21 protein-coding genes are annotated in these 21,091 nt (G+C 41.8%); 8 read left to right on the top strand and 13 right to left on the bottom strand.

All coding sequences use genetic code 11. From position 1 onward, the window contains the following. The first annotated feature begins 245 nt into the window (after positions 1-245). Together I8752_RS05545 and I8752_RS05540 are read left to right on the top strand one after the other, a co-directional pair. On the top strand, positions 246-1,796 hold the full coding sequence (locus tag I8752_RS05545; RefSeq protein WP_214431333.1) for a GAF domain-containing sensor histidine kinase: 1,551 nt from the start codon (positions 246-248) through the stop codon (positions 1,794-1,796). A gap of 199 nt (positions 1,797-1,995) precedes the next feature. Beyond that, entirely contained in the window at positions 1,996-3,420 is a 1,425-nt protein-coding gene (locus I8752_RS05540; RefSeq protein WP_214431332.1) for an IctB family putative bicarbonate transporter, read from the top strand. An 89-nt stretch (positions 3,421-3,509) separates the two neighbouring features. On the opposite strand, the gene I8752_RS05535 is transcribed toward I8752_RS05540, so the two are convergent. Further along, positions 3,510-3,788, bottom strand: a complete 279-nt coding sequence (locus I8752_RS05535) for a WGxxGxxG family protein (protein ID WP_214431331.1) — start codon at positions 3,786-3,788, stop codon at positions 3,510-3,512. Positions 3,789-3,963: 175 nt separating this feature from the next. Then, entirely contained in the window at positions 3,964-4,431 is a 468-nt protein-coding gene (gene smpB, locus I8752_RS05530) for an SsrA-binding protein SmpB (RefSeq protein WP_214431330.1), read from the bottom strand. 474 nt (positions 4,432-4,905) lie between these two features. Here smpB and I8752_RS05525 point away from each other — a divergent pair, with 474 nt between their 5' ends. Further along, positions 4,906-5,589, top strand: a complete 684-nt coding sequence (locus tag I8752_RS05525; protein ID WP_214431329.1) for a response regulator transcription factor — start codon at positions 4,906-4,908, stop codon at positions 5,587-5,589. A gap of 300 nt (positions 5,590-5,889) precedes the next feature. Here the strand turns inward: I8752_RS05525 and I8752_RS05520 are convergent, their stop codons facing one another. The 5 genes from I8752_RS05520 to I8752_RS05500 form a co-directional block, all read right to left on the bottom strand. Beyond that, positions 5,890-6,390 (bottom strand): low molecular weight protein-tyrosine-phosphatase, encoded by a 501-nt coding sequence (locus I8752_RS05520; protein ID WP_214431328.1) that lies wholly within the window; start codon positions 6,388-6,390, stop codon positions 5,890-5,892. A 114-nt stretch (positions 6,391-6,504) separates the two neighbouring features. After that, positions 6,505-6,852, bottom strand: a complete 348-nt coding sequence (locus I8752_RS05515) for a YbaB/EbfC family nucleoid-associated protein (protein ID WP_214431327.1) — start codon at positions 6,850-6,852, stop codon at positions 6,505-6,507. A gap of 223 nt (positions 6,853-7,075) precedes the next feature. After that, positions 7,076-8,068 (bottom strand): UDP-N-acetylmuramate dehydrogenase, encoded by a 993-nt coding sequence (murB, locus tag I8752_RS05510; RefSeq protein ID WP_214431326.1) that lies wholly within the window; start codon positions 8,066-8,068, stop codon positions 7,076-7,078. 125 nt (positions 8,069-8,193) lie between these two features. Next, the gene (gene murC / locus I8752_RS05505; RefSeq protein WP_214431325.1) at positions 8,194-9,627 is read right to left on the bottom strand and encodes a UDP-N-acetylmuramate--L-alanine ligase; all 1,434 of its coding nucleotides are present in this window, start codon (positions 9,625-9,627) and stop codon (positions 8,194-8,196) included. Positions 9,628-9,726: 99 nt separating this feature from the next. After that, positions 9,727-9,882, bottom strand: a complete 156-nt coding sequence (locus tag I8752_RS05500) for a hypothetical protein (RefSeq protein WP_214431324.1) — start codon at positions 9,880-9,882, stop codon at positions 9,727-9,729. A gap of 149 nt (positions 9,883-10,031) precedes the next feature. Here I8752_RS05500 and nadD point away from each other — a divergent pair, with 149 nt between their 5' ends. Further along, on the top strand, positions 10,032-10,661 hold the full coding sequence (gene nadD, locus I8752_RS05495; protein ID WP_214431364.1) for a nicotinate (nicotinamide) nucleotide adenylyltransferase: 630 nt from the start codon (positions 10,032-10,034) through the stop codon (positions 10,659-10,661). 114 nt (positions 10,662-10,775) lie between these two features. Continuing rightward, a complete protein-coding gene (locus I8752_RS05490; protein WP_214431323.1) occupies positions 10,776-11,789 on the top strand; it encodes a type I glyceraldehyde-3-phosphate dehydrogenase in 1,014 nt (337 codons plus the stop codon). A gap of 85 nt (positions 11,790-11,874) precedes the next feature. Here the strand turns inward: I8752_RS05490 and thiL are convergent, their stop codons facing one another. From thiL to I8752_RS05475, 3 genes are read right to left on the bottom strand one after another with little or no spacing between them, the layout of a single operon-like run. After that, a complete protein-coding gene (thiL, locus tag I8752_RS05485) occupies positions 11,875-12,903 on the bottom strand; it encodes a thiamine-phosphate kinase (protein ID WP_214431322.1) in 1,029 nt (342 codons plus the stop codon). Positions 12,904-12,924: 21 nt separating this feature from the next. Further along, a complete protein-coding gene (locus tag I8752_RS05480) occupies positions 12,925-13,614 on the bottom strand; it encodes a Uma2 family endonuclease (RefSeq protein ID WP_214431321.1) in 690 nt (229 codons plus the stop codon). 51 nt (positions 13,615-13,665) lie between these two features. Continuing rightward, positions 13,666-14,421 (bottom strand): class I SAM-dependent methyltransferase, encoded by a 756-nt coding sequence (locus tag I8752_RS05475; protein WP_214431320.1) that lies wholly within the window; start codon positions 14,419-14,421, stop codon positions 13,666-13,668. Positions 14,422-14,476: 55 nt separating this feature from the next. Between I8752_RS05475 and I8752_RS05470 the strand changes: the two genes are divergently transcribed. The 3 genes from I8752_RS05470 (at position 14,477) to I8752_RS05460 (ending at position 16,847) form a co-directional block, all read left to right on the top strand. Next, positions 14,477-15,286 (top strand): class I SAM-dependent methyltransferase, encoded by an 810-nt coding sequence (locus I8752_RS05470; RefSeq protein WP_214431319.1) that lies wholly within the window; start codon positions 14,477-14,479, stop codon positions 15,284-15,286. 83 nt (positions 15,287-15,369) lie between these two features. Further along, positions 15,370-15,771, top strand: coding sequence for a fasciclin domain-containing protein (locus tag I8752_RS05465; protein WP_214431318.1), 402 nt, complete (start codon positions 15,370-15,372; stop codon positions 15,769-15,771). A 443-nt stretch (positions 15,772-16,214) separates the two neighbouring features. Continuing rightward, a complete protein-coding gene (locus tag I8752_RS05460) occupies positions 16,215-16,847 on the top strand; it encodes a hypothetical protein (protein WP_214431317.1) in 633 nt (210 codons plus the stop codon). A gap of 3 nt (positions 16,848-16,850) precedes the next feature. Here I8752_RS05460 and I8752_RS05455 read toward each other — a convergent pair whose 3' ends face one another. From I8752_RS05455 to I8752_RS05445, 3 genes are all read right to left on the bottom strand, one after another. Beyond that, positions 16,851-18,746: a tetratricopeptide repeat protein gene (locus I8752_RS05455; protein WP_214431316.1), complete on the bottom strand. Its 1,896-nt coding sequence runs from the start codon at positions 18,744-18,746 to the stop codon at positions 16,851-16,853. A gap of 114 nt (positions 18,747-18,860) precedes the next feature. Continuing rightward, positions 18,861-20,432 carry a metallophosphoesterase family protein gene (locus I8752_RS05450; RefSeq protein ID WP_214431315.1) on the bottom strand — a complete coding sequence of 524 codons (1,572 nt, stop codon included), beginning with the start codon at positions 20,430-20,432 and terminating at the stop codon, positions 18,861-18,863. Positions 20,433-20,475: 43 nt separating this feature from the next. Then, on the bottom strand, positions 20,476-20,811 hold the full coding sequence (locus tag I8752_RS05445; protein ID WP_214431314.1) for a hypothetical protein: 336 nt from the start codon (positions 20,809-20,811) through the stop codon (positions 20,476-20,478). Positions 20,812-21,091: the final 280 nt, after the last annotated feature.

Genomic DNA, 21,091 nt, shown 5'->3' with positions numbered 1-21,091 from the left:
ACGTTATCTAGTATTAAAACTTAGGTAATATTTAGTTACACCAGCCTGAAGTAAGACATTCAGCACCAGTAACTAAGAACTTGTGTGCGATCGTACCTCCCATTTACGGAAGTAATGCAAAATTTTTGTTCCAAAATTGTTTATCGGTAGCTAAATTGGGGAATGCTTAAAGATAGAAAATCATAACCCGGAAACAGCGGTTATAAAAATTACAATATCGAGCAATTATCAAGGTAGCGGTGGCAATGGTAGAGCCTGAAAACAAATTATTTTCCCTAAAGGATGGTTGGGCTTCCCAGGAAACAAGAGAACAGCAACGCCTCAAAGTACTCTCTGAGTTAGGTTTGCGGCAAGCAGAAACAATACCAGTCTTTGAAGAAGCCACTCAAACAGCTGCCCATTTTTTGGAAGCGCCAATTTCCATCTTGGGATTTGTAGATCAAGAACGCCACTGGTTCAAGTCAGCAGTAGGCTTATCTCGGTTAGGGTTAATGAATCATCTGGCACAAAGCCGACAACTATTACGCCGGGAATCTTTTTGTACCCAAGTAGTAGAAAATTTTCAAATAGTCGTGATTAACGATACGCAAAAACTTACAGATTCAATACTCGCCACTAGCAAGTTGGTACAGGAATATGGTATCCGCGCTTACTTAGGAGCGCCATTGATTGATGCTTCGGGGCATTGCTTAGGTGCATTAGCAGTAATGGATTTGGTGCCACGCAACTTTACAACGCGAGACATTGAGTTTTTGCAAATAATAGCGCGTTGGAGCATGAGTGAATTTGAGCGCAACAGACTGCTGCAAGCTAGAACTGAAACAACTACTTTCAAGAACGCTCCTACCTTGACACTCAATGATAGCCACACCAACGAAATTAAAGTTACCCCACCGACATTAGAAAAAGAATCTGTTTCTACGAAGCAACTGAAACTAGAACTTTTAGAGCAGCTCACTCAGGAGTTGCGTACACCTTTAACATCTGTGTTGGGGATGGCTAGTGTCTTGGGACGCGAGATATATGGGCCGTTGACAACTAAACAAAGAGAATATTTAGAGATTATCCAACATAGTGGTCGATATTTACTTTCTTTAGTTAACGAAATTACCGAATTAGGAGCAATAGATGAAAATGCAGCTGTGCTGAATTTAGTTCCTGTAGATATTGAAATGCTATGTCAACAAGCTATCAATACGTTAGAAGAAGCGGCTAACCGCCGCGAGCAAGACATTCGCTTGTCCATAGAACCAGGACGCAGTCGCATTTGGCCTTTAGATAAAGACAAAGTGCGGCAAATTCTGTATCATCTGGTTTTTAGTGTAATTCAACTTTCTGCTACAGGCAGCATTGTTCGCATTCATGTTTCTTATAAAGAAAATACGCTGAATATTACTATTTGGGTTTCCCATCCCTGGCTAGGAGACGGTATGACAGAGGTTGACCCGTATTTCCGCCTTAATCCCTTGTCCTTGTTTGAGCTTGCAGGTGAAGCAGCAACCTACCCTAATCACTCAGAAGAGCGTGAAGATCCAGACATCTGGCCAATTGCAGTAGAGAAGTCGCAAAACTTGGGTGTTTCTGACTCAGATGCATTTACTATATCTACTGGTATAGATTTAGATAAGTACCGTGATAATTTGTCACGCGAACGCTTGGGACTGTTACTTAGCTGTCATTTAGCAGAATTACATGGTGGACAAATCATGATTCAAGGTTCGCCAGAGTCAGGACATCGCTATGTACTCTCTTTGCCACTACAAGTAGCTACTACTTCACCAGAAAACGAAATCTAACATCAATTTGAGATTTTGGATTGCATGGAGCGCTTGCAGCATAATCTCCAATTCTTAGTTCCTCATAACTGGCAAATCTTAGCAAGAGTACAACTAGCAAAGCTCGATTTTATAATTTGCGCTATTACTTTTATCATTACCCGCATTATGATTAAGTCCAGGTTCTACGCGGGCGTGCTAATTGATTACAGCGTGTTTTATGAATTTAGTCTGGCAACGATTTACATTATCCTATTTACCGCTCAAAGAATATCTTGCTACTAGCTACCTACACCGTTTGGTTGGGTTATTACATTCTTGGCGGCAAAGCAGTTTCTTCATCCAGCAGGGGGATATAATAGCGACAGCTTTACTAAGCTTGGTATATGCTTTTGCCCCTTTTGTTTCCAGTTCTCTGATCGGACTTTTGCTGATAGCTTGTGTCGGGTTTTGGCTGCTGTTGACTTTATCTGACGAACCAGCGATCGCACGTGCTTCCTTATTTACCCCTATTCACCTGCTAGTATTTTTCTACTGGGTAATCGCCGCTGTCGCCACAGCATTGTCACCTGTGAAAAAGGCAGCATTGAACGATTTACTAACTTTGACCCTATATTTGCTGCTATTTGCCCTTTGTGCTAGGGTACTGAGGTCGCCCCGCCTCCGGTCTTGGGTTATTACTCTCTACCTTCACGTATCTTTAATTGTGAGTATATATGGATTGCGGCAATGGTTTTTTGGAGCTACAGCACTAGCAACTTGGGTCGATCCAGAATCACCTCTGTCTAAAACAACAAGGGTTTACAGTTATTTAGGTAATCCCAATTTACTGGCTGGATATCTATTACCAGCAGTAGTTTTAAGCTTAGTTGCAGTTTTTGCATGGCGAAGCTGGATTAAGAAGGCATTAGCATTAACAATGGTGATTGTCAATAGTGCCTGCTTGGTTTTGACTTTTAGTCGTGGCGGTTGGATTGGACTATTACTGGCAATTTTAACTGTGATGGCATTGCTAGTTTATTGGTGGAGCGTGCAAATGCCTCCTTTTTGGCGCACTTGGTCGCTGCCGATTATCTTGGGAGGTTTGCTAGGAATATTAGTGCTAGCTGTGATATTTGTAGAGCCGGTGCGTCTACGGGTTTTTAGCATTTTTGCCGATCGCCAAGATAGCAGTAATAATTTTCGTAGGAATGTTTGGGACGCTGTGTTTGAGATGATTGGCGATCGCCCTATTATTGGTATTGGCCCCGGTCATAATTCTTTTAACAAAGTCTACCCACTTTACCAACATCCTCGTTATACTGCCTTGAGTGCCTATTCGATTTTTCTAGAGGTAGCTGTAGAAACGGGCTTCATTGGTTTAGCTTGTTTCTTGTGGCTGATAATTGTGACTTTTAATAGCGCATTTCTCCAGATACGGCGATTGCGATTATCGAGAAGTGTAGAGGGATTTTGGTTAATTGGAGCGTTTGCTAGTGTACTCGGTATGCTCGCTCATGGCACAGTCGATACTATCTGGTTTCGCCCTGAAGTCAATTCTCTCTGGTGGTTCATGGTTGCTTTGATTGCCAGCTACTGGAGACCTTTGAATCAAAACCAATCTTCAGAACAAAATTCACCAGACCCAGAGCCTGCGGCAAACTAAAGTTGGTGAATTAAGTCGCTTGTTTGCGTCTATTATTAAAGCACTATGATGGTAACTTCTTGTTTCATCAAGTGTGAATTTTGCATTGCTTAGTCCCTGTAAGTAGTGGCCCCAGGAGTATTGGGGTCACGATAGCGGGTAGGTTCATCATCGCGTTTTCTACCCGATAAGCCAGCTAAACCTAATAAACCTATTAATCCCAACCAACCCCAATCAAAATTGTCACGGCGATCGTAAGTTGTTGTCCTCGGAACAGTATTGGTTCCAGGGGAAGTAGTAACTTGAGCTTTCGCAGGTAGCGTCAACGGCATTGACATACTTAAGGCGAGAACAGCAGCGCCAACAGATGCGGTGAAATTACGTGTCATGGTGAAAGTTCCTCATCCCTTGCAAAGCTATTTACAACTGTAACGAGTCCTAAAATGAGCCAAATCAATCTGTGGCTATAAACCCAGATTTCTCAACTCACGCTGAAGATATACAATATAGTTTTTACTTCAGTCAGTTCCTCAGTCTGTTGTAGTAGTTGAGTCACACCAAGATTTAATAATTTTTCATTGCCCGTTGAATATCACGCTGATCTTGCCGTCGTTTGAGGTCTTCTCGCTTGTCGTGCAGCTTTTTACCTTTGCCCAAGGCTATGCTCACTTTTACCCAGCCTCGTTTGAGATACATCTTCAAAGGTATCAAAGTCAAACCCTGCTGTTCCACCTTGCCAGTTAGTTTACGGATTTCCTGGCGATGCAGCAACAGCTTTCTCGTGCGGCGCGGTTCGTGATTAAAATATTGTCCACTGGCGTTATAAGGAGAGATATGCACGTTGATCAGCCATGCTTCACCATCACGAATCAAAGCATAACCATCTTGAAGATTAACTTTACCCGCTCGGATTGACTTGACTTCGGTTCCTGTTAACTGAATTCCTACTTCATAAGTTTCCAGGATTTCATACAAATAACGAGCTTGACGGTTGTCGCTAATAACTTTATAACTTTCGCTTTTGTCACTCATTGAGAATTTTGCTGTCGTTAAATTTGCTTCAAAAATCGTTGGAACTAGCTTGTAAACTTATAGAGGGATATTTAACCACTATAAATGCTCAACTAGCTCTCAGTGTTATCCTATTAATTTAGCTTTTCCCTGTTCTCAATTAAAAGATTGTCGGCAATTTTAGTTCTTAAAAGATTATTTATTAAAGAAATATTAATTTATATTAGGCTAAGTAATGGTTGTGTATTATTGGTAGGTTGTTAAAAATGACAAAACTCTCTGTACCTTCCCTGCAATAGGAATCAAAGGTAGAATGAACTTCGTAAACCCTTCCTAAAGATTTAAGATTGTCTTTATAAATTCACCCTCAGGCAGTCATTAGTCGCTAATCCTGTCATAGTATGAAACATATGAACACTATTTATTGCCTGTGTTCGCTAGTGGAGCTTGTAGAAGCAAATTTCTGAGTAAAAAAATGCTAGGGGTGTATTGTCCATGCCCTTGACGATCCTTGTAGTGGATGACGACCTGGGCACTCGTCTGTCTATTAGCGATTATCTTGAGCTGTCTGGCTACTCGGTAATTACAGCTAATGATGGTCAAGAGGCTTTGGTAATGGTGGATGAGTACCATCCTGATTTAATTGTCACTGATATTGTTATGCCACGGATGAACGGTTATGAACTGGTTCGTCGGGTACGTCAACAACCAACTTTCCGTTTGTTACCTGTAATTTTGCTAACAGCACGCACCAAGACTCAGGAAAGAATTCTGGGCTATCAGTCAGGGTGTGATTTATATTTGCCTAAACCATTTGAACTAGAAGAGTTAGCAGCAGCAATTCGCAATCTTCTTGAACGAGCGCAAATCATTCAATCAGAGTATCGCTTTTCTCATAAAGATAATTTGAGCAGTGCTACCCCAACAAAAGTTGTAGATGCCCATCAATCTTTATTCACTCATTTTCAGAAATCTCAACTGCTCTCATCTTTGACTTCCAGAGAACAAGAAGTCTTAGAACTTTTAACTCATGGTCTATCCAATGCTGAAATGGGTCAACGGCTACATCTTAGTCCGCGAACAGTAGAAAAGTACGTTAGTAGTTTATTGAGAAAGACCGAAACTAGCAACCGAGCAGAATTAGTGCGTTTTGCAATTAAGCATGGTTTGGTCGAATAAAAGCGAAAAGTCAGAATTCAGGAGGGGCGCAAGACAGGGTGTTGACTTTAGAGGATATTTTTGTGAGAAAGCTCACAAAGTTTATATTCAGAAGACTTGGGGTATAAGGATTCAAAGCCAATAACCTAGGGATAAGGTCTTACAGCTATGCAGGAATTAGCAAGAGAAAAGAAACTTCCAAATAAAAAATATTCCGTCGTTTTTAAGACAGGAGGGTAGGTAACTCTTAGCAGGGGCAGCGAAAGTCGTGATGAAGTCTAGAAATTAGATAATTTATTTTTGGGAACTTCAGAAAATAACTCATAACTCTTTAATTTCAACTATTAATCGCTGACTGGTAATATTTTGGAGTAGACCTTCACAAGCATCCACAAGCAAGTCAATTACTTGATTAAAGCCTTCTACTCCACCATAGTACGGGTCTGGGACATCCTCAAGGGTGTGTCGAGAGCAAAATTCACACATTAAGAAAACTTTATTGTGATATTGTCCTGTTAGGTCAAGAGCAAGGATATCCTCAAAATTTTCTCGATCCATTGCCAAAATCAGATCGAAGTCCTGAAAGTCCGACCTTTGAAACTGGCGGGCCTGACCTCGTAGCTTAATTCCTATTTTTGTCGCAGCCGCAGCACTCATCCGGCGATCGGGTGGGCTACCAACGTGATAGCTAGATGTGCCAGCAGAGTCACAGAAGATGTGTTCGCTCAAGCCAGCCCGATCGATCAAATAATTCATAATGTTTTCTGCCGATGGCGAGCGGCAGATATTTCCCAGGCAAACAAACAGCAGTTTGTAAGGCATAAATATTTCGTTTTACGTGTCAGTTGTTAGTTATCAGTTGCCAGTTGCTAATTATTTATTATTCACTACTGACTATTGACAACTGACAACTGACCGCTGATCGTTGACCATCGACTAAAATCCAGGCAGTTCCAGTCCGCTGGTTAAGTCTTCCATGCGTTCCCGCATTGTTGCTGTTGACTTTTCATAGGCATTTTTCATGGCTGCTGTCACAAGATCCGAAAGAATTTCTGCTCCTTGTGCTAAGGCTTCTTGGGATATTTCTACTCGCTTGGGTTCTTGATTACCGCTGACAATCACTTTAACCAGACCACCGCCAGACTCTCCCTGAATCTCCATTTGCTCCAACTCTTCTTGGAGTCGCTTTGCGCCTTCTTGAACTTGCTGGGCTTTTTTGAAAGCTTCAGCTAGTTCTTTCATCTTTCCTAAACCAAAGCCAAATCCTTGTCCTTTGCCTGTCATAATTGATTGTCCGCGTTTGCTATGAATAACAAGTCAAATTCAATTATAGATGCGGTCGGTAATTTGCCTGTTTTATTACCAATAATTAATGCGAGGTAATAGGTACTGGCAAAAGCTTCATCTTTGGCAAGTAGTAAAGGGAAAGGGGAAACGAACTAAATAAAGTTTTTCTCCTTTTCCTTTAATATTACACCTTTACCTCTGTTACCTAGTTCCCAGTACCTTAACATGCTGGTTGAAATTCGCCGAGCATTTTAACTTCTGGCTCTAATAAAATTGACCAATTTTCTTGCACTTGGTGCTGAATATGACGGATGAGACAGAAGATATCACTAGCTTTAGCTCCACCACGATTAACGATAAAATTGGCGTGGAGTTGTGCAACTTGTGCGCCACCAATCTGGTAGCCTTTTAGACCTGTTTGTTCGATCAACCATCCAGCAGCATAAGGCTTGGGATTACGGAAAACACTGCCACAACTGGGGAAGTTATAAGGTTGAGTAGTTAACCGATGCTGTTTGTGTTGCTTGGTTGTCGCCAAAACTTTTGCTGGATCGGCCCCTGGTTGAAGTTGGAAAGTAGCTTGGGTAACGATGCGATCGCTACCTTGTAGTAATGAAGTCCGGTAGCTGTAGCCTATCTGCGCGGGGGTGAGGGTTGTCAGCGTACCGTCGGTTAAAAGTACCTCGGCACTAACTAACATATCTGCGATACAGCTATTGTGTGCGCCTGCATTCATGACCACAGCACCCCCAACTGTTCCAGGGATACCAACAGCCCATTCCAGTCCTTCCCATCCTAGTTGTGCTGCTTCCCATGCTAAACTGGGAATTGATTCTCCAGCAGCAACGGTCAGTTGACCTGTTTGTGGGTCAAAATAGCTCTGGCGAAGATGCCGGGTAGAAATCACCAAGCCTGGGATACCGCGATCGCTAACTAACAGGTTAGAACCCGCTCCCAATGTTGTTACAGGTAATTCATGTTCTTTTGCATACTCAAGGCTTGCTTGCAGCGCTTCTAAATTGCGGGGAGCAACGTACCATTCGGCTGCTCCCCCAACTCTGTATGAAGTATATGCAGATAATGAAGCTTGGGACTTAATCACACAATCTGTGCCTCGCAAGTAAATTATCTTACTTTCGCCTGAATTATCTGTTTTCTGTTTTTGTGTAGTCGAAACTGTGCAGACGTTTCCATCTGCCTGAGAGATTTTCATTTTTACGTCGATTTGTGAAATTTTACATTTATCTGCCGTAAATATACAGCAATAGTTTGAATCGATAAAACCGCGGCCAGATGGTCATAAGGCTAGAGAAAATCAGCCTCTATTACTGTCTTCAATTAAAATGTGGCTGTAGCAGGTTTGGGTTCACAAAGTGTTGTAATTAATTCCGGAATCACCTGATTCAAATTCCCAGCACCTAAAAACAAGGCTAAGTCTCCAGGACGCAGCGTTTGTAGCAAGAACTCGCATATTAAAGGTAAAGTTGGTTGATAAACCACCTGTGAGTGCTGTTTGGCAATTTCTATTGCCAACTGTTCGCCGCTAATTTGTCCTAAATTGGGTTCGCCTGCACTATAAATATCGGTCAGCACAACAAGATCCGCATGTGCAAAGGATTGGGCAAACTCTTCTAAGAATGTTAGTGTCCGACTGTAGCGATGGGGTTGGAAGATAGCTACTACTCTTTGTCCCGGTCTTGCTTGCAGACGTGCAGCAGCGAGAGTTGCACGAATTTCACTGGGATGGTGAGCGTAGTCATCAATAAAAGTAATTCCAGCAACTTCACCTCGAAACTCAAAGCGCCTTCTGGCTCCTTCAAAAGTAGCAATGCCTTTGGCAATTTCTCCAAATTCTAGACCTAAGACTCGACCAACAGCCACCGCTGCTAGAGCATTACTCAGGTTATGCCGACTGAGCAGCCGTAGTTTCAATACGCCCAAGGCTTTGCCACGTTCCCAAACCAAAGCTGTTGTGCCATCAGCACGATAGTCAACATTCGTAACGGTGTAGTCAGCGTCGGTGTCTGAGTGTAAACTATAGCTGATTGTTGGTTTTAGGCGATCGCGTACTGTAGCACAATCAATGCTACCGATTAAAGTTTTACAACCAGCTGCAAATTGTTGGAAGGTGTCAACAACTTCCTCTAATGTCTCGTAATGGTCGGGATGATCTAGTTCAATATTGGTAATGATGCCAATTTCAGGAGCGTGTTTTACCAGGGAACCATCTGATTCATCTGCCTCAGCAACCAAATACCGACTTTGCCCTGAGCGAGCATTGCCTTCCCAAGCATTGACTTCGCCACCGACAAGAATCGTCGGGTCTAACCCAGCTTGCAATAGCATATAACCAATCATGCAACTCGTGGTAGTTTTACCGTGAGTTCCTGCCACTGCGATGCTGTAGTAATCGGCAATTAAGGCAGCTAATACATCTGAACGATGGAAAATTGGGCAGCCTAATTCAAGAGCTGCTTTATACTCCAAATTACTTTTGTTAATTGCTGTTGAACAAATGACTTGAGGTAGTTTTGCCTCTACTCCATTAGTAGCTGCTTTTGAGCGAAAGAAATCAAAATTACTGGCTTCTTGTTTAGCAAAAATATGAGAACCAATCGCTTCTAACTGTCGGGTAATGTGATTAGGACGAATATCCGATCCGGAAACTGGTAGATTGCGCTTTACCAGTAAATAAGCCAGAGCAGACATCCCTATCCCGCCGATCCCGATAAAATGAAATGGTCTGCCGCCAAAATCTACAGAATTACTCATTTATTACTCCTCTTAACACCACACCACACCATAAATCACAAATGACACGCGTATCATAACAGGAATTTGATTTTTACCGTAACTGCTCCTGTATTATGTTTATTCTGGCTCTACAGTTGGTTTTTTAGCACTGTTTCGCTGGTTGAGAATGATTTTACCTTGGTTGGAGGTTTTTGCTAATTTTGAATTGTTTTTAAGATTATTCTGAAAATTTTCGCTACATCGGGAAAGAAATTCTTGTAATGTGAAATACATCTTTTGAGATTCCTCACTAGTATCGGTTACAATAGTAAATTCTTAGCAAAACTGCTTTTAAATTTCATCACGCCAAGGCGTGAATTGCGTACTATAGTACTTTGATAGTGCAACTATTTCTCAATTGCACAAAGCCAGGGCGTAACTGGATGCAAAAATTAGCAATTTTTGGTGGCACATTCGATCCAATTCATTGGGGACACCTGCTCGTAGCTCAAAGAGCTTTGCATCAAGTACCCTTAGAAAAGGTAATTTGGGTACCATCACGAAATCCTCCTCACAAGAAAGCAGCTTTGTTTGAGCATCGGGTGGAAATGCTACAACTAGCTACAAGAGAAAACCCAGCGTTTACGGTCTCACTATTAGAAGAAAATCGCGGGAATTCTTATGCGATCGACACTTTGATCGACTTATCTGCTTTTTACCCAAATACTCATTGGTACTGGATCGTGGGTTTAGATACCTTCCAAACTTTACCTCGGTGGTATCGCGGTCGCGAACTAGCACAAATGTGTGATTGGTTAATCGCACCCCGACTGCTCGGTGGTGAGAATATAACTCAAAGCGAGTTCATCTGCAAGCAAATAGAGCAACAACTAACAGAAAAGTCACACTCTATTCACTGGCAATTCTTGAATATACCTTTAGTAGGAGTTTCGTCAAGTCTAATTCGTAAACTTTGCCGCGATGACTCCGTTAGCGCCATTCGTTATTTAGTCCCAGAACCAGTTAGAAACTACATCACTGCTCACAACCTCTACTCAGGTAATCCTGAATAAAATGTGTGTTTTTTTATAGATCCAGCACTTTATGGTTAATAATAATCCCCCTTTGCGATATGATTGGGGTCAAAGATATCAACTTATAGGCATAAATACAGAGGGCAAGACACTGTGATTAGAGTCGCAATCAACGGTTTTGGGCGCATCGGGCGTAACTTTGCGCGCTGCTGGGTGGGCAGAAAAGATAGCAAAATTGAGCTTATCGCTATTAATGACACATCAGACCCTAGAACGAATGCTCACCTCCTAAAGTATGACTCAATGCTAGGGAAGTTAAAGGATGTTGACATTAGTGCCGATGATAACTCTATCATCATTAACGGTAAGACCGTTAAGTGCGTATCCGATCGCAATCCAGAAAACTTGCCCTGGAAAGAGTGGGAAATTGACCTAATTATTGAAGCAACAGGCGTGTTTACCAGCAAAGAGGGTGCGTTAAAGCACGTAAATGCTGGAGCCAAGAAGGTTTTGATCACCGCCCCTGGGAAAAATGAGGATGGCACTTTTGTAATTGGCGTAAATCATCACGACTACGATCACAACAAACATCACATCATTAGCAATGCCAGTTGTACAACCAACTGCTTGGCTCCAATTGCCAAAGTGTTGAATGACAAATTCGGAATCATCAAAGGCACGATGACCACCACCCACAGTTATACTGGCGACCAGCGCTTGCTAGACGCTTCTCACCGGGACGTGCGTCGGGCTAGGGCAGCAGCCATTAACATTGTACCCACCTCCACCGGTGCAGCAAAAGCAGTGGCGCTGGTAATCCCAGAATTGAAAGGCAAGCTGAATGGTGTTGCCTTGCGCGTACCTACCCCGAACGTTTCAATGGTAGATTTCGTGGTTCAGGTTGAGAAGCGTACTATTACTGAAGAAGTTAATCAAGCTCTCAAAGATGCCTCGGAAGGTTCACTTAAAGGCATTTTGGACTACAGCGACCTACAACTAGTATCGTCCGATTATCAAGGTACTGACGCTTCTTCGATTGTTGATGCCAGCTTGACTTTGGTGATGGGTAGTGACTTAGTAAAAGTCATGGCATGGTATGACAACGAATGGGGTTACAGCCAGCGAGTACTAGATTTGGCGGAACTGGTAGCGCAAAAGTGGCAGTAATTTGTCAGTTGTCAGTAGTTAGTTGTTAGTTATCAATTGTCAGTCACACTTTTGTTGCTACTGACCGCTGAATATTGACTACTGACTAATCACTAAAATGTTGAAATCCCTGACTGAGACTCAAAATTCGGTCAGGGAATTTTTCGTATTTATCGTGTAAGAGTACTTGCGATCCCAATGTAATAGTTCCGACAATAGCTGCGCCTTGACCAAGCATTTCTACTAAGGTATTTGCTTGTTCTGTTGGCAAGCATAGGACTAATTCAAAGTCTTCGCCACCATACAAGGCATATTCTAGTGCTTGTTCTTCTGTCAGCCAGCGATTGAAAGCTTCTGGAAAAGGGATTTGTCTGTGTTCTAGGACAGCACCAACGTCACTAGCGCGGCAAATTTGTAAAACTGCGTCAGCTAAACCATCGCTACTGTCCATCCCGGCGACTGGGAGTGGGGAATTAGGAGTGGGGAGTTGGGAAGTAGAAGTTAAAATTGCCCACAATATTGGTAAAACATCTAGTCGCGGTTGCGGGCGCTGGTGGGCTTTGATGAGAGTTTTATATTTGGCATCGTTGAGGTTTTGTCTCAATTCGGGATGCAAGAGCAATTGTAAGCCAGCGTGGGAGGCTCCGTGAACGCCTGTGACAACGATCGCATCTCCGACAACAGCAGCAGAACGGCGGATAATTCGATTAGGATCGGCTTGGCCGAAAGCAGTAATTGCCAATGTTGTTACAGGCGATCGCACTACATCACCGCCTACAATCGGGGTATTGTATTTTTGTAAGCATTCTGTCATTCCCTGGTATAAACGCTCAACCCAACTGACAGTGACTTCACCAGGTAATCCCAGCCCAACAGCGATCCCCATAGGCAAAGCATTCATTGCTGCCAAATCTGATAAGTTAGCAGCAGCAGCCCGCCAACCTGCATCTTCTGGGGAAGTCGTTACATGACTAAAATGCACGCCCTCAACTAGTAAGTCTGTTGTCACCACCAAAGATTGCCCTGGTGCAGTTACAAGCACCGCTGCATCATCTCCAATCATTTCTGGGGGACAAAAGCGTTGTAATTTTTCTAAAAGACCTTGTTCTCCAATATCTCGAACTTTTATAGTCATTAGTCAATTGTCAGTTGTTTTCTATTTTCCTTCACTAGACAAACGCTCTACGAATATTTGATGTTCTGGTGAATTTAATCCCAACTGTAATACAGTCAATACTTGCTGCATATTGCCAGCAAGTAAATCTAACATTGATAACCACAAACCAGGAAATACTTGACTTTTGATAATTCCTTGTGCATCCACTTCTAAGGACACATATTCTCCTTTTTGGAGGCTAAACCAATCTAATTTATTTTCAAATATTTGCCAAATAATATATTCTTTTACACCATTACGACCATAAGCTTTTTTCTTATCGTGTAAGTCAATAGCAACGCTGCTAGCAGCTATCTCTACTACAAGTTCTGGCGCGCCTTCTATATAGTCGTCATCACTGAAACGAGATTGTCCTCTAGCTGTTGGTGTGATTAATAACACTCCATCTGGTTGCGGTTCATTGTCTCGATCTAAGCGAACTGTTGGCTCAATTCCTAATCTCACACCAGGAGTTGATGCTTCGTAAACTCCCAGCCAAGTGATTGTATGACCATGTGGTTCGGCATGACTTTCAAAGCGTAATGGGGATGCCAAGTATACAACTCCTTCAATTAATTCTGCCTTTTGATGACGGGGCATTGCTTGATAGCGTCGCTCAAATTCGTAGCGAGTGAGGCGATCGCCATTCTCTAAAGGAGGAATTTGCTGTTGGGGTACAAGCTTGATCATGATTTTCCCAGATAGCAAGGAGTTTTACTTTATTATGACTTGATACCTTAATTACGAATTAGTATTGGGTTTCTCAAACACCATTAAATGCTGCTGGGGTAACAAGTTTTTGGTTTCCCGCCAAACTAAACCAACAGCTTGCATTTCTTTGCGTACTTGTTTTTGAGTCATCTTATGCAGACGCTTAATCATAATAAAGGGATTTTCGCCCCGATATTCAACCAGCACGACTCTACCACTTGGTTTCAGTGCTTTTATAATCCCTTGCATAACGTCTTGAGGATACTCTAACTCATGATAAGCATCCACCATCAGCGCCAAATCGATACTAGCAGGTGGCAGATTGGGGTCAGTCAAAGTTGCCAAAACAGGTTCAACATTAGAAATATTTTTTTCTTTTTTGAAAAACTCAATAATATCCAGCATTTCTGGCTGAATATCTACAGCAATAACCTTTCCAGCTGTTAATAATGGTGCGATGCGGAAACTCATGTAACCTGTACCAGCCCCAATATCCGCCACTACATCATGAGGTTTCAGGTTCAGGACGCTGATAATTTTACTTGGTTGTTCTTCCGCTTCTCGGTTAGGACGTTCTAACCAACCAGCGCCAGTATGTCCCATAACTTGGGCAATTTCTCGGCCCATGTAGTATTTGCCAATACCATTTAGGTTATGGATGGTTCGTTGTTCGTAAACATTTGTGGATGGAGAAGCTGCATGTGCTGCAATAGTTGGAGCAAGCAGTAAGCACTCCAGTATCACTAAGAGAATTACTATAATATTTAACTTTTGCTTATGGCTCATGTTTTTATCTGGTTGAATATAGCTATACTCCCATAGATTGCCAGTTCCAAAAGCTATGGATACCTATAAACAAAAACTCATAGAATTTTATAATTCTAGAACTACCTATGATACTGAAGAAGGTACGCGCCATCCGCTGGAAGCTAATATTTTACTTGAAACTGTCCCACTTGAAAGCGGACAGAAAGTGCTTGATGTTGCAACTGGAACGGGTTTAGTTGCGATCGCCGCAGCCCAAAAAGTTGGTTCGGAGGGTTACGTAATTGGGATTGACATGACCCCTGGAATGCTACATCAAGCAAGACAAAAGATTACAGCAGCAAAATTACAAAACATCGAGTTGATTGAGGCAGATGTAGAATACTTCAACTTTAGCGATCGCAGTTTTGATGTAGTTTTCTGCTGTGAGGCAATTGTACTTTTTCCTGATATTCTTGCCATGTTGCAAAAGTGGCATCGCTCCCTGAAAACAGGAGGGTTTGTGGCATTTACTTGTCCTCCCGAAACTGCTTATATGGCATCTCTTCAAAAGAGAATCTGCACTAGAGTTTTGGGCGTATCGCTACCACATATATTGGAACCACTAGGAACTCCAGAAAAATGCCGTAATTTGCTAGAACAGGCACGGTTTAAAGATATCGAAATTCAAATTGTGCCATCTGGACGTTATCGCAATCTGATGGATAACAGATTATCTTGGACAGCAATTAAGATAAATTTTAAAGGTAATCCCCTATTGTCAAAATTATCACAAGAACAATTAGAACAGTTACAAGTTGAGTACAGATTAGAGATTGAAAAACTTACAAGCGATCGAGGATTCTGGGAAGATACCACCAAGTTTTTTGTCTGCGGTCGAAAATGAGATGATTCAGCTCCATTTCACAATAAACTGAGAAATGTGTTTTGTCTGTAATGAAAGCTCTTTACTAAATTGAGGCTATATTCATGCCTGATATCGTAGATACTGCAATCAATGCGGGAAGTTTCAACACCTTGGTAACGGCTATCACAGCTGCTGGTCTTGATACAGCACTAAAGGGGCCTGGGCCATTTACAGTCTTTGCTCCAACCGATGAAGCTTTTTCTAAGCTACCATCGGGAACTGTTGAATCACTACTAGAAGATATCCTTCAACTTAGAAAGATCCTAGAATATCATGTCGTCTCTGGTAAAGTAACATCAGCTGAAGTAGTGAAACTGAGTTCGGCAACCACAACAGCAGGTTCAGATGTCAAAATTGATGCCTCCAACGGTGTCAAGGTGAACGACGCTACAGTTATTACACCAGATGTCGAAGCGGACAATGGGATCATTCACGTTATTGACACAGTACTGATACCTCAGTAAGCACGTCGCTTATTTGTATAGCTTTGTCAAACAGTAGTTTACGGTACTCGTGGCAGATTAACTCAAAGGCTGCGAGTGGTGAAAGTAAAGAAAGCCGAGGACTGCTGTAGCTTAATAAGTGCAGCAGTTCCAATATCATAGTAATTCGTAATTATAAAAATACGTAAGTAATTATACTTAAAAATAAAACTTATATGATAATTTACACATAAAACTTAGGAATTGAGCTTGCGTAATAATGTTTTATAAATCTCTATTTTGTATAAAATGTAATACGAAAAGTACCCATATGGGTACTTTTAAAACTTAATCTGAAAAGCTTATAAGTTCCTTGGGGCAATAGTTATAGCTTTAATGTTATTTATTGTTCGATTGTGACGAAAAACTCAAGATGTGGTTGAACTTAACTATTTGTTACCACAATTATTTAGGAGTATCTTTATATGACATGTAGAATAGATTTGAATAAACAAATTTTAGAACAACTACAGCGACAAGATATTAGAGAGTTACTGAATTTACCATTAGAACAATTGCAAGGAAAGAATAGCTTAGAGGAATTGTTGAAAGCTGCTCAAGCTGCGATTTGTGGAGAGTTAGTTGATACTGGTTACGATGAAAAGGAACTACTTGGTCTTCGGCTGGAATGTACATTAGCACCGAAAGAAAGTCATAAGTCAGAGAATATTTATTCAATCGAGTGGCCTCAGCCTTCTCAAGAGATAGATTCTAATAAAGTAAAACTTGCAAATACAGCAATTCCAATTGCTAACAATAGCGAAGAAGAATTAGATGATTCTAAGCAAGTATCTAGTCCACAGCTTCCAGTATCAATTGAATTTCTAAAAAAACTAACTAAACGTTTTGATGAAGCAATTGCAGATGTTGTTCCTGAGAGTACAGGTAGTAACCTATTCTGGAGTTTCAGGTCTTTTCCTATAAAAAAAGGAGGTTCATGTCGTTGTAAAAATGAGCATGATGGTCTATTGTACCACGGAAAAAAATTAGCAACTGGTGAGTGTTCTGGTTCTGGCCCATGTGGAGGATTCATCACAGATAGACCTCCTATAGAGTAGTTATTAAAGTAGGGAAATAATTGACTGGATTTCTTGTTGTAATTGAGGTCTAGCTCTGGCAAGATTATTTAAAGTACTAATAATCTCCTTTTTTGCTGCTTCATCTTTGCCCAAAGTATTTTTGACCTGCTGATAGGTTTTTTTGGCTGCTTGAATATCACCTGCTTGTATTTGAGCTTTCCCTAAGTAATTGAGGCACTCGTAATCATTTGGCTTTCTCTGGCAAGCAAATTTTAAGTCTGCAATTGCTTTTTGGAAATTATCCTGAGCTAAGTATGTGTCAGCTCTGTTAATACGGGCTATTAACCCTTCCTCAGATTCAGGGTTAATTCTAATTAAATCACTGTATGCTTGTTCTGCTTCACGAGAATTACCCAATTCTAGTTGTATATTCCCTTCTTCAATAAAAGCTTGCTCATTCCTTGAATCTAGCTTTCTAGATATTTGAAAAAACTTTGCTGCATATATACAGTCTTGTCTATATTTTGGACAATCACCTTCTTCCATCGGACTGTATAGAATACCAAGTCTTGAGTTAGCAATTCCTAATTTTATACGAACATATTTATTTTCTAAGTCCGTGTTTGGTGGTTCAGTCAACTTAATAGAATATTCTAAAATTTTCCGAGCTACTAAATTTTGTTTTTCTTGTATGTTATAAATTTCACTTAATGCATGGGTTGCCATCAAAGCAATAATGTTGGGAAAATCCTTTATTTTTTCAAAATTTTGGGCATCCTGCATGGGAATAGATAAAGAAGTTAAGTATGCAACCTTGATTTTTAATGTAGTTACTTGAATCTCAAACTCTACCTGGGTTTGCCTGCCCCAAATGATTATTGCGGCTCCTAATTTATTTCCTAAATTACTTGCTTCCATTTCGCTCGATACACTATCTTTAACTGAACAAATTGTAATCCGATCGCGAATATTAGGTATTATATGTTTAGTTAATTGTTCATCTATTTCATTTGAAAGAAAGGGGTAATCTCTAGACAAAGTGCTGTCGATACCTTTCAATTTAGCGATCGCTACAACTAATTTTTTCTCTTTTGCCGCTGACTCAAAGCAATTGGGTTGTACAAGCCTGAGTTTTTTGGCAATGGGTATCCGATAAATTAACATTGGACTGGCTACTAATAAAAGCACGAGTGTACTAATTAGCCAGCGGTAGAATTGCCGCTTATTTGGTATTAGTTTATCTAATTTCTCAGTGATAATTACAGACACTATCCTATGGGAATCATTAATAATAGAGTTTGGAATATTAGTAGTTTGTTGCAGCCTTGGAATACTTTTTTCAGCAGACTGTATTAAACCTTTTTTTTTAAGAACTGGGATTTGCCCTTCAGAAATATTCTCTAGTTGAATAGCGACTAAACCTTCATTAAAAGCTCTTTGAAATACATCTTCTCGAACTGAACTTTCATAACCCAGCGCATCATAAAACCCTTGAGCAAATGCGATCGCAGCACTATCTCCAATAGCCTGATTCATACCGATAGCGTAATCAATGTGTTCGCTAATTACTTCGGCAGTTTTAACTGAATAGCAGGCGTTGATTAGCACACAATTCACATAATCAGCGTGCAACTTAAACAGTGCTGCTAGCCCTTCTGGTTGCACAGATTTGTTGTTTCCCCGATCATCTTCTAACAGCAAGCTGCCATCTGGCATTCCATGACCGCAAAAATGAACAATTTGGGGACGTTTCTCTGCGATCGCTCTACGAAAATCTTGAGGGCGTACCGCAGTGCTAATGCTAACCTCAAACCGTTCTCGTCTGATGGCACGGTGGATGGCTTCTTCAATTTCACGAATTTCTCGATCTAAGCGCAAACCGTGAGGAATGGCTGATAAAATCAAGATTTTTTGTCGCTTTTCTAGCCACATACTCATCTAAATTGCTTTGTGTATCTAAACACTAATACAATTCTCACATAAACAAATCTACTGAAGTAAAAACTACAGGTCTTGGGTGGGAACAAGAGCGAGCGCAACATCATCCACCATTTATATTACAAACGGTTCCAGCTGATGACTGTACCACTGTTGCTCAACGCGTTCGGCTACCAACGGTCTGACGATGAACTTGGGCGGACAACCATCTCGAACATCAATCCGCACACAGGAGTAAGGTACTCGCTTTTGGGAAGCATAGCCACTGCGACCGACATACAGCAGTGAATCTGCAACTTTGCGGGTGGGACTATCGGAAATCTGAGTAAAAGTCTCCATTAATTCCGTCCCTTCTGGACGCTGGCGGCGGGGACGACGACCGCTACCACCAGAGATAATGTAATTGATGTGAGAGTCAGCGTATCCTGTATCCACTGTGCGAAGATATTCCAGACAATGAGCGTGACCGTTTAAAATTAAATCGACTATGGGACGTTCTTTAATTAAGGAACCTAAAGTTTCCCCCACCTGTTGCAACACCCAACGCAGACGATGACGTACAGCCAATGTTTGTGCTTGGTTCCACTTCGTTGCTTCTGTAACGTAGGGGGGATGGTGGAAGTAAATCACGCGTCCGCGCACTTCAGAGGTATTCCAAGATTCAATTAGCCTGTTGCGTAACCAGTCAAGCTGTTCAAAGTCGATAATTGGTGCGGTGTCAGATGCGAGTTGCTTTTCGATGTCGATTTTGATTTCGTTGATTTGATCTAACTTGGCACTGAGATCGTCGAGTTGTTCGGCTTCTATAGGGTTGTCTGCGTTCAGACGATCGCACTTTGCCAAAATCTGCAACTCTTCTTGGTCTATCTCTTGGCGGCGCTTTTCCAATTCCCGACGGCTGATTTCTCCTGCTTGAGTTGTTGGTAAAGGGGATGGCGTATTAAAGGTATTAGAATCGAGGGCAAAGAAGTCAATACCGCCGTAACGAAACGTATAATAACGGTTAGGTAAACGGGTAAACTGTCCTGGTTCGTATCGCAAACAGCGGCCCGTGTCAGTTTTGGCAGTGTAATGGCTATCTAAATGACGTTGTAACTCTTCTGGGGAAGCGATCGCTGCTGTATAGTCAAGAAACGCTCTTGCATAGGCATCACCTTGATTTGAACCGTGCCAGCCAATCTCAAAATCTTTGTAGCGCAGCATCCGACGCAACCGCAGCGTGCTTCCTGTCAGCAAACGGTACATAAACGGCACATCATAGTAATCGTGATTGCCTAGCACCGGCAGAAACGGGAGATTAAAGACCATGCGATCGTAGGCAATACTTTTAGGATTGTGACCGCCCACCAGAAACTCCCGGTAAGGTTCGATAAAATTTGCTGGGTAGTACTCATGGGAACCCACCACATAAATGACATCGCCAGTGTGTAGCACAAAACGGCAATCGTCTTTGTGAGGAAGCATGAGTTCTGCAACTTCTCGTTGGGGATGATGACCGTAATGCAACTTTGTACCAGTATCGCCGATGACCAGAAATGAAAATTCGGGACTATCTTCCTTGCGATCGTCTATAACCATACTCGTTTGGTCGATTCCCGATGAGATAATCTTGGGATGCTTCCATCGCACCCGTTCTTTCATCTTTTGAATTTTCACCGGAATCGATGGTTCGGAAATTAGTTTCATGGTAGATACTCCCAAATATCAGTCAACAGTCAAAAATCCACAGTCAAACCCGAAGCTTCAAGCTTAAAAGCGCAACTTCCGAGTTCAAAGGCGCAACTTCCGAGTTCAAAGGTGCAACTTCCGAGTTCAAAAGCTCAACTTCCAAGTTCAAAGGTGCAACTTCCAAGTTCAAAAGCTCAATTTCCAAGTTCAAAGGTGCAACTTCCGAGCTCAAAAGCTCAACTTCCGAGTTCAAAGGCTCAAGCTTCAGGCTCAAAAGCTCAACTTCCGAGTTCCAAGGCTCAAGCTTCAGGTGTAGAGGTTCGCCCTTCAAGCTTAAAGGCTGAAGCTTCAGCCTCAAAGGTTCAAATCCCACCCTCAAAGCCTGACATTTCACCATCAAAAGCTCAAGTTTACAAAACTCAGTGCTGAGTGCTGAGTGCTGAGTGCTGAGTAACAAGAAGATTACGAGCGCACTTTCGCACTAAGGTAAAAGCCCCGCCCCTTATGGCGCGGAATCTTTGTATCTGGGAGAAGGTTGATACCCCGTCCCTTGTGGGCAGTCTTTGAATTCAGCACTCAGCACTTTCAACTCAGCACTCTTCATTAACTTCTTTAACATCAGTTCACCTTTTCACACTAAAAATCACTTCCCCTACTCCCCCCGCCTCCCCTGCTCC

Origin of the sequence: Dendronalium phyllosphericum CENA369, assembly GCF_016056275.1 — a bacterium.
GTDB classification, from domain to species: Bacteria; Cyanobacteriota; Cyanobacteriia; order Cyanobacteriales; family Nostocaceae; genus Dendronalium; species Dendronalium phyllosphericum.
This window is presented reverse-complemented; position numbering and strand designations above follow the sequence as displayed.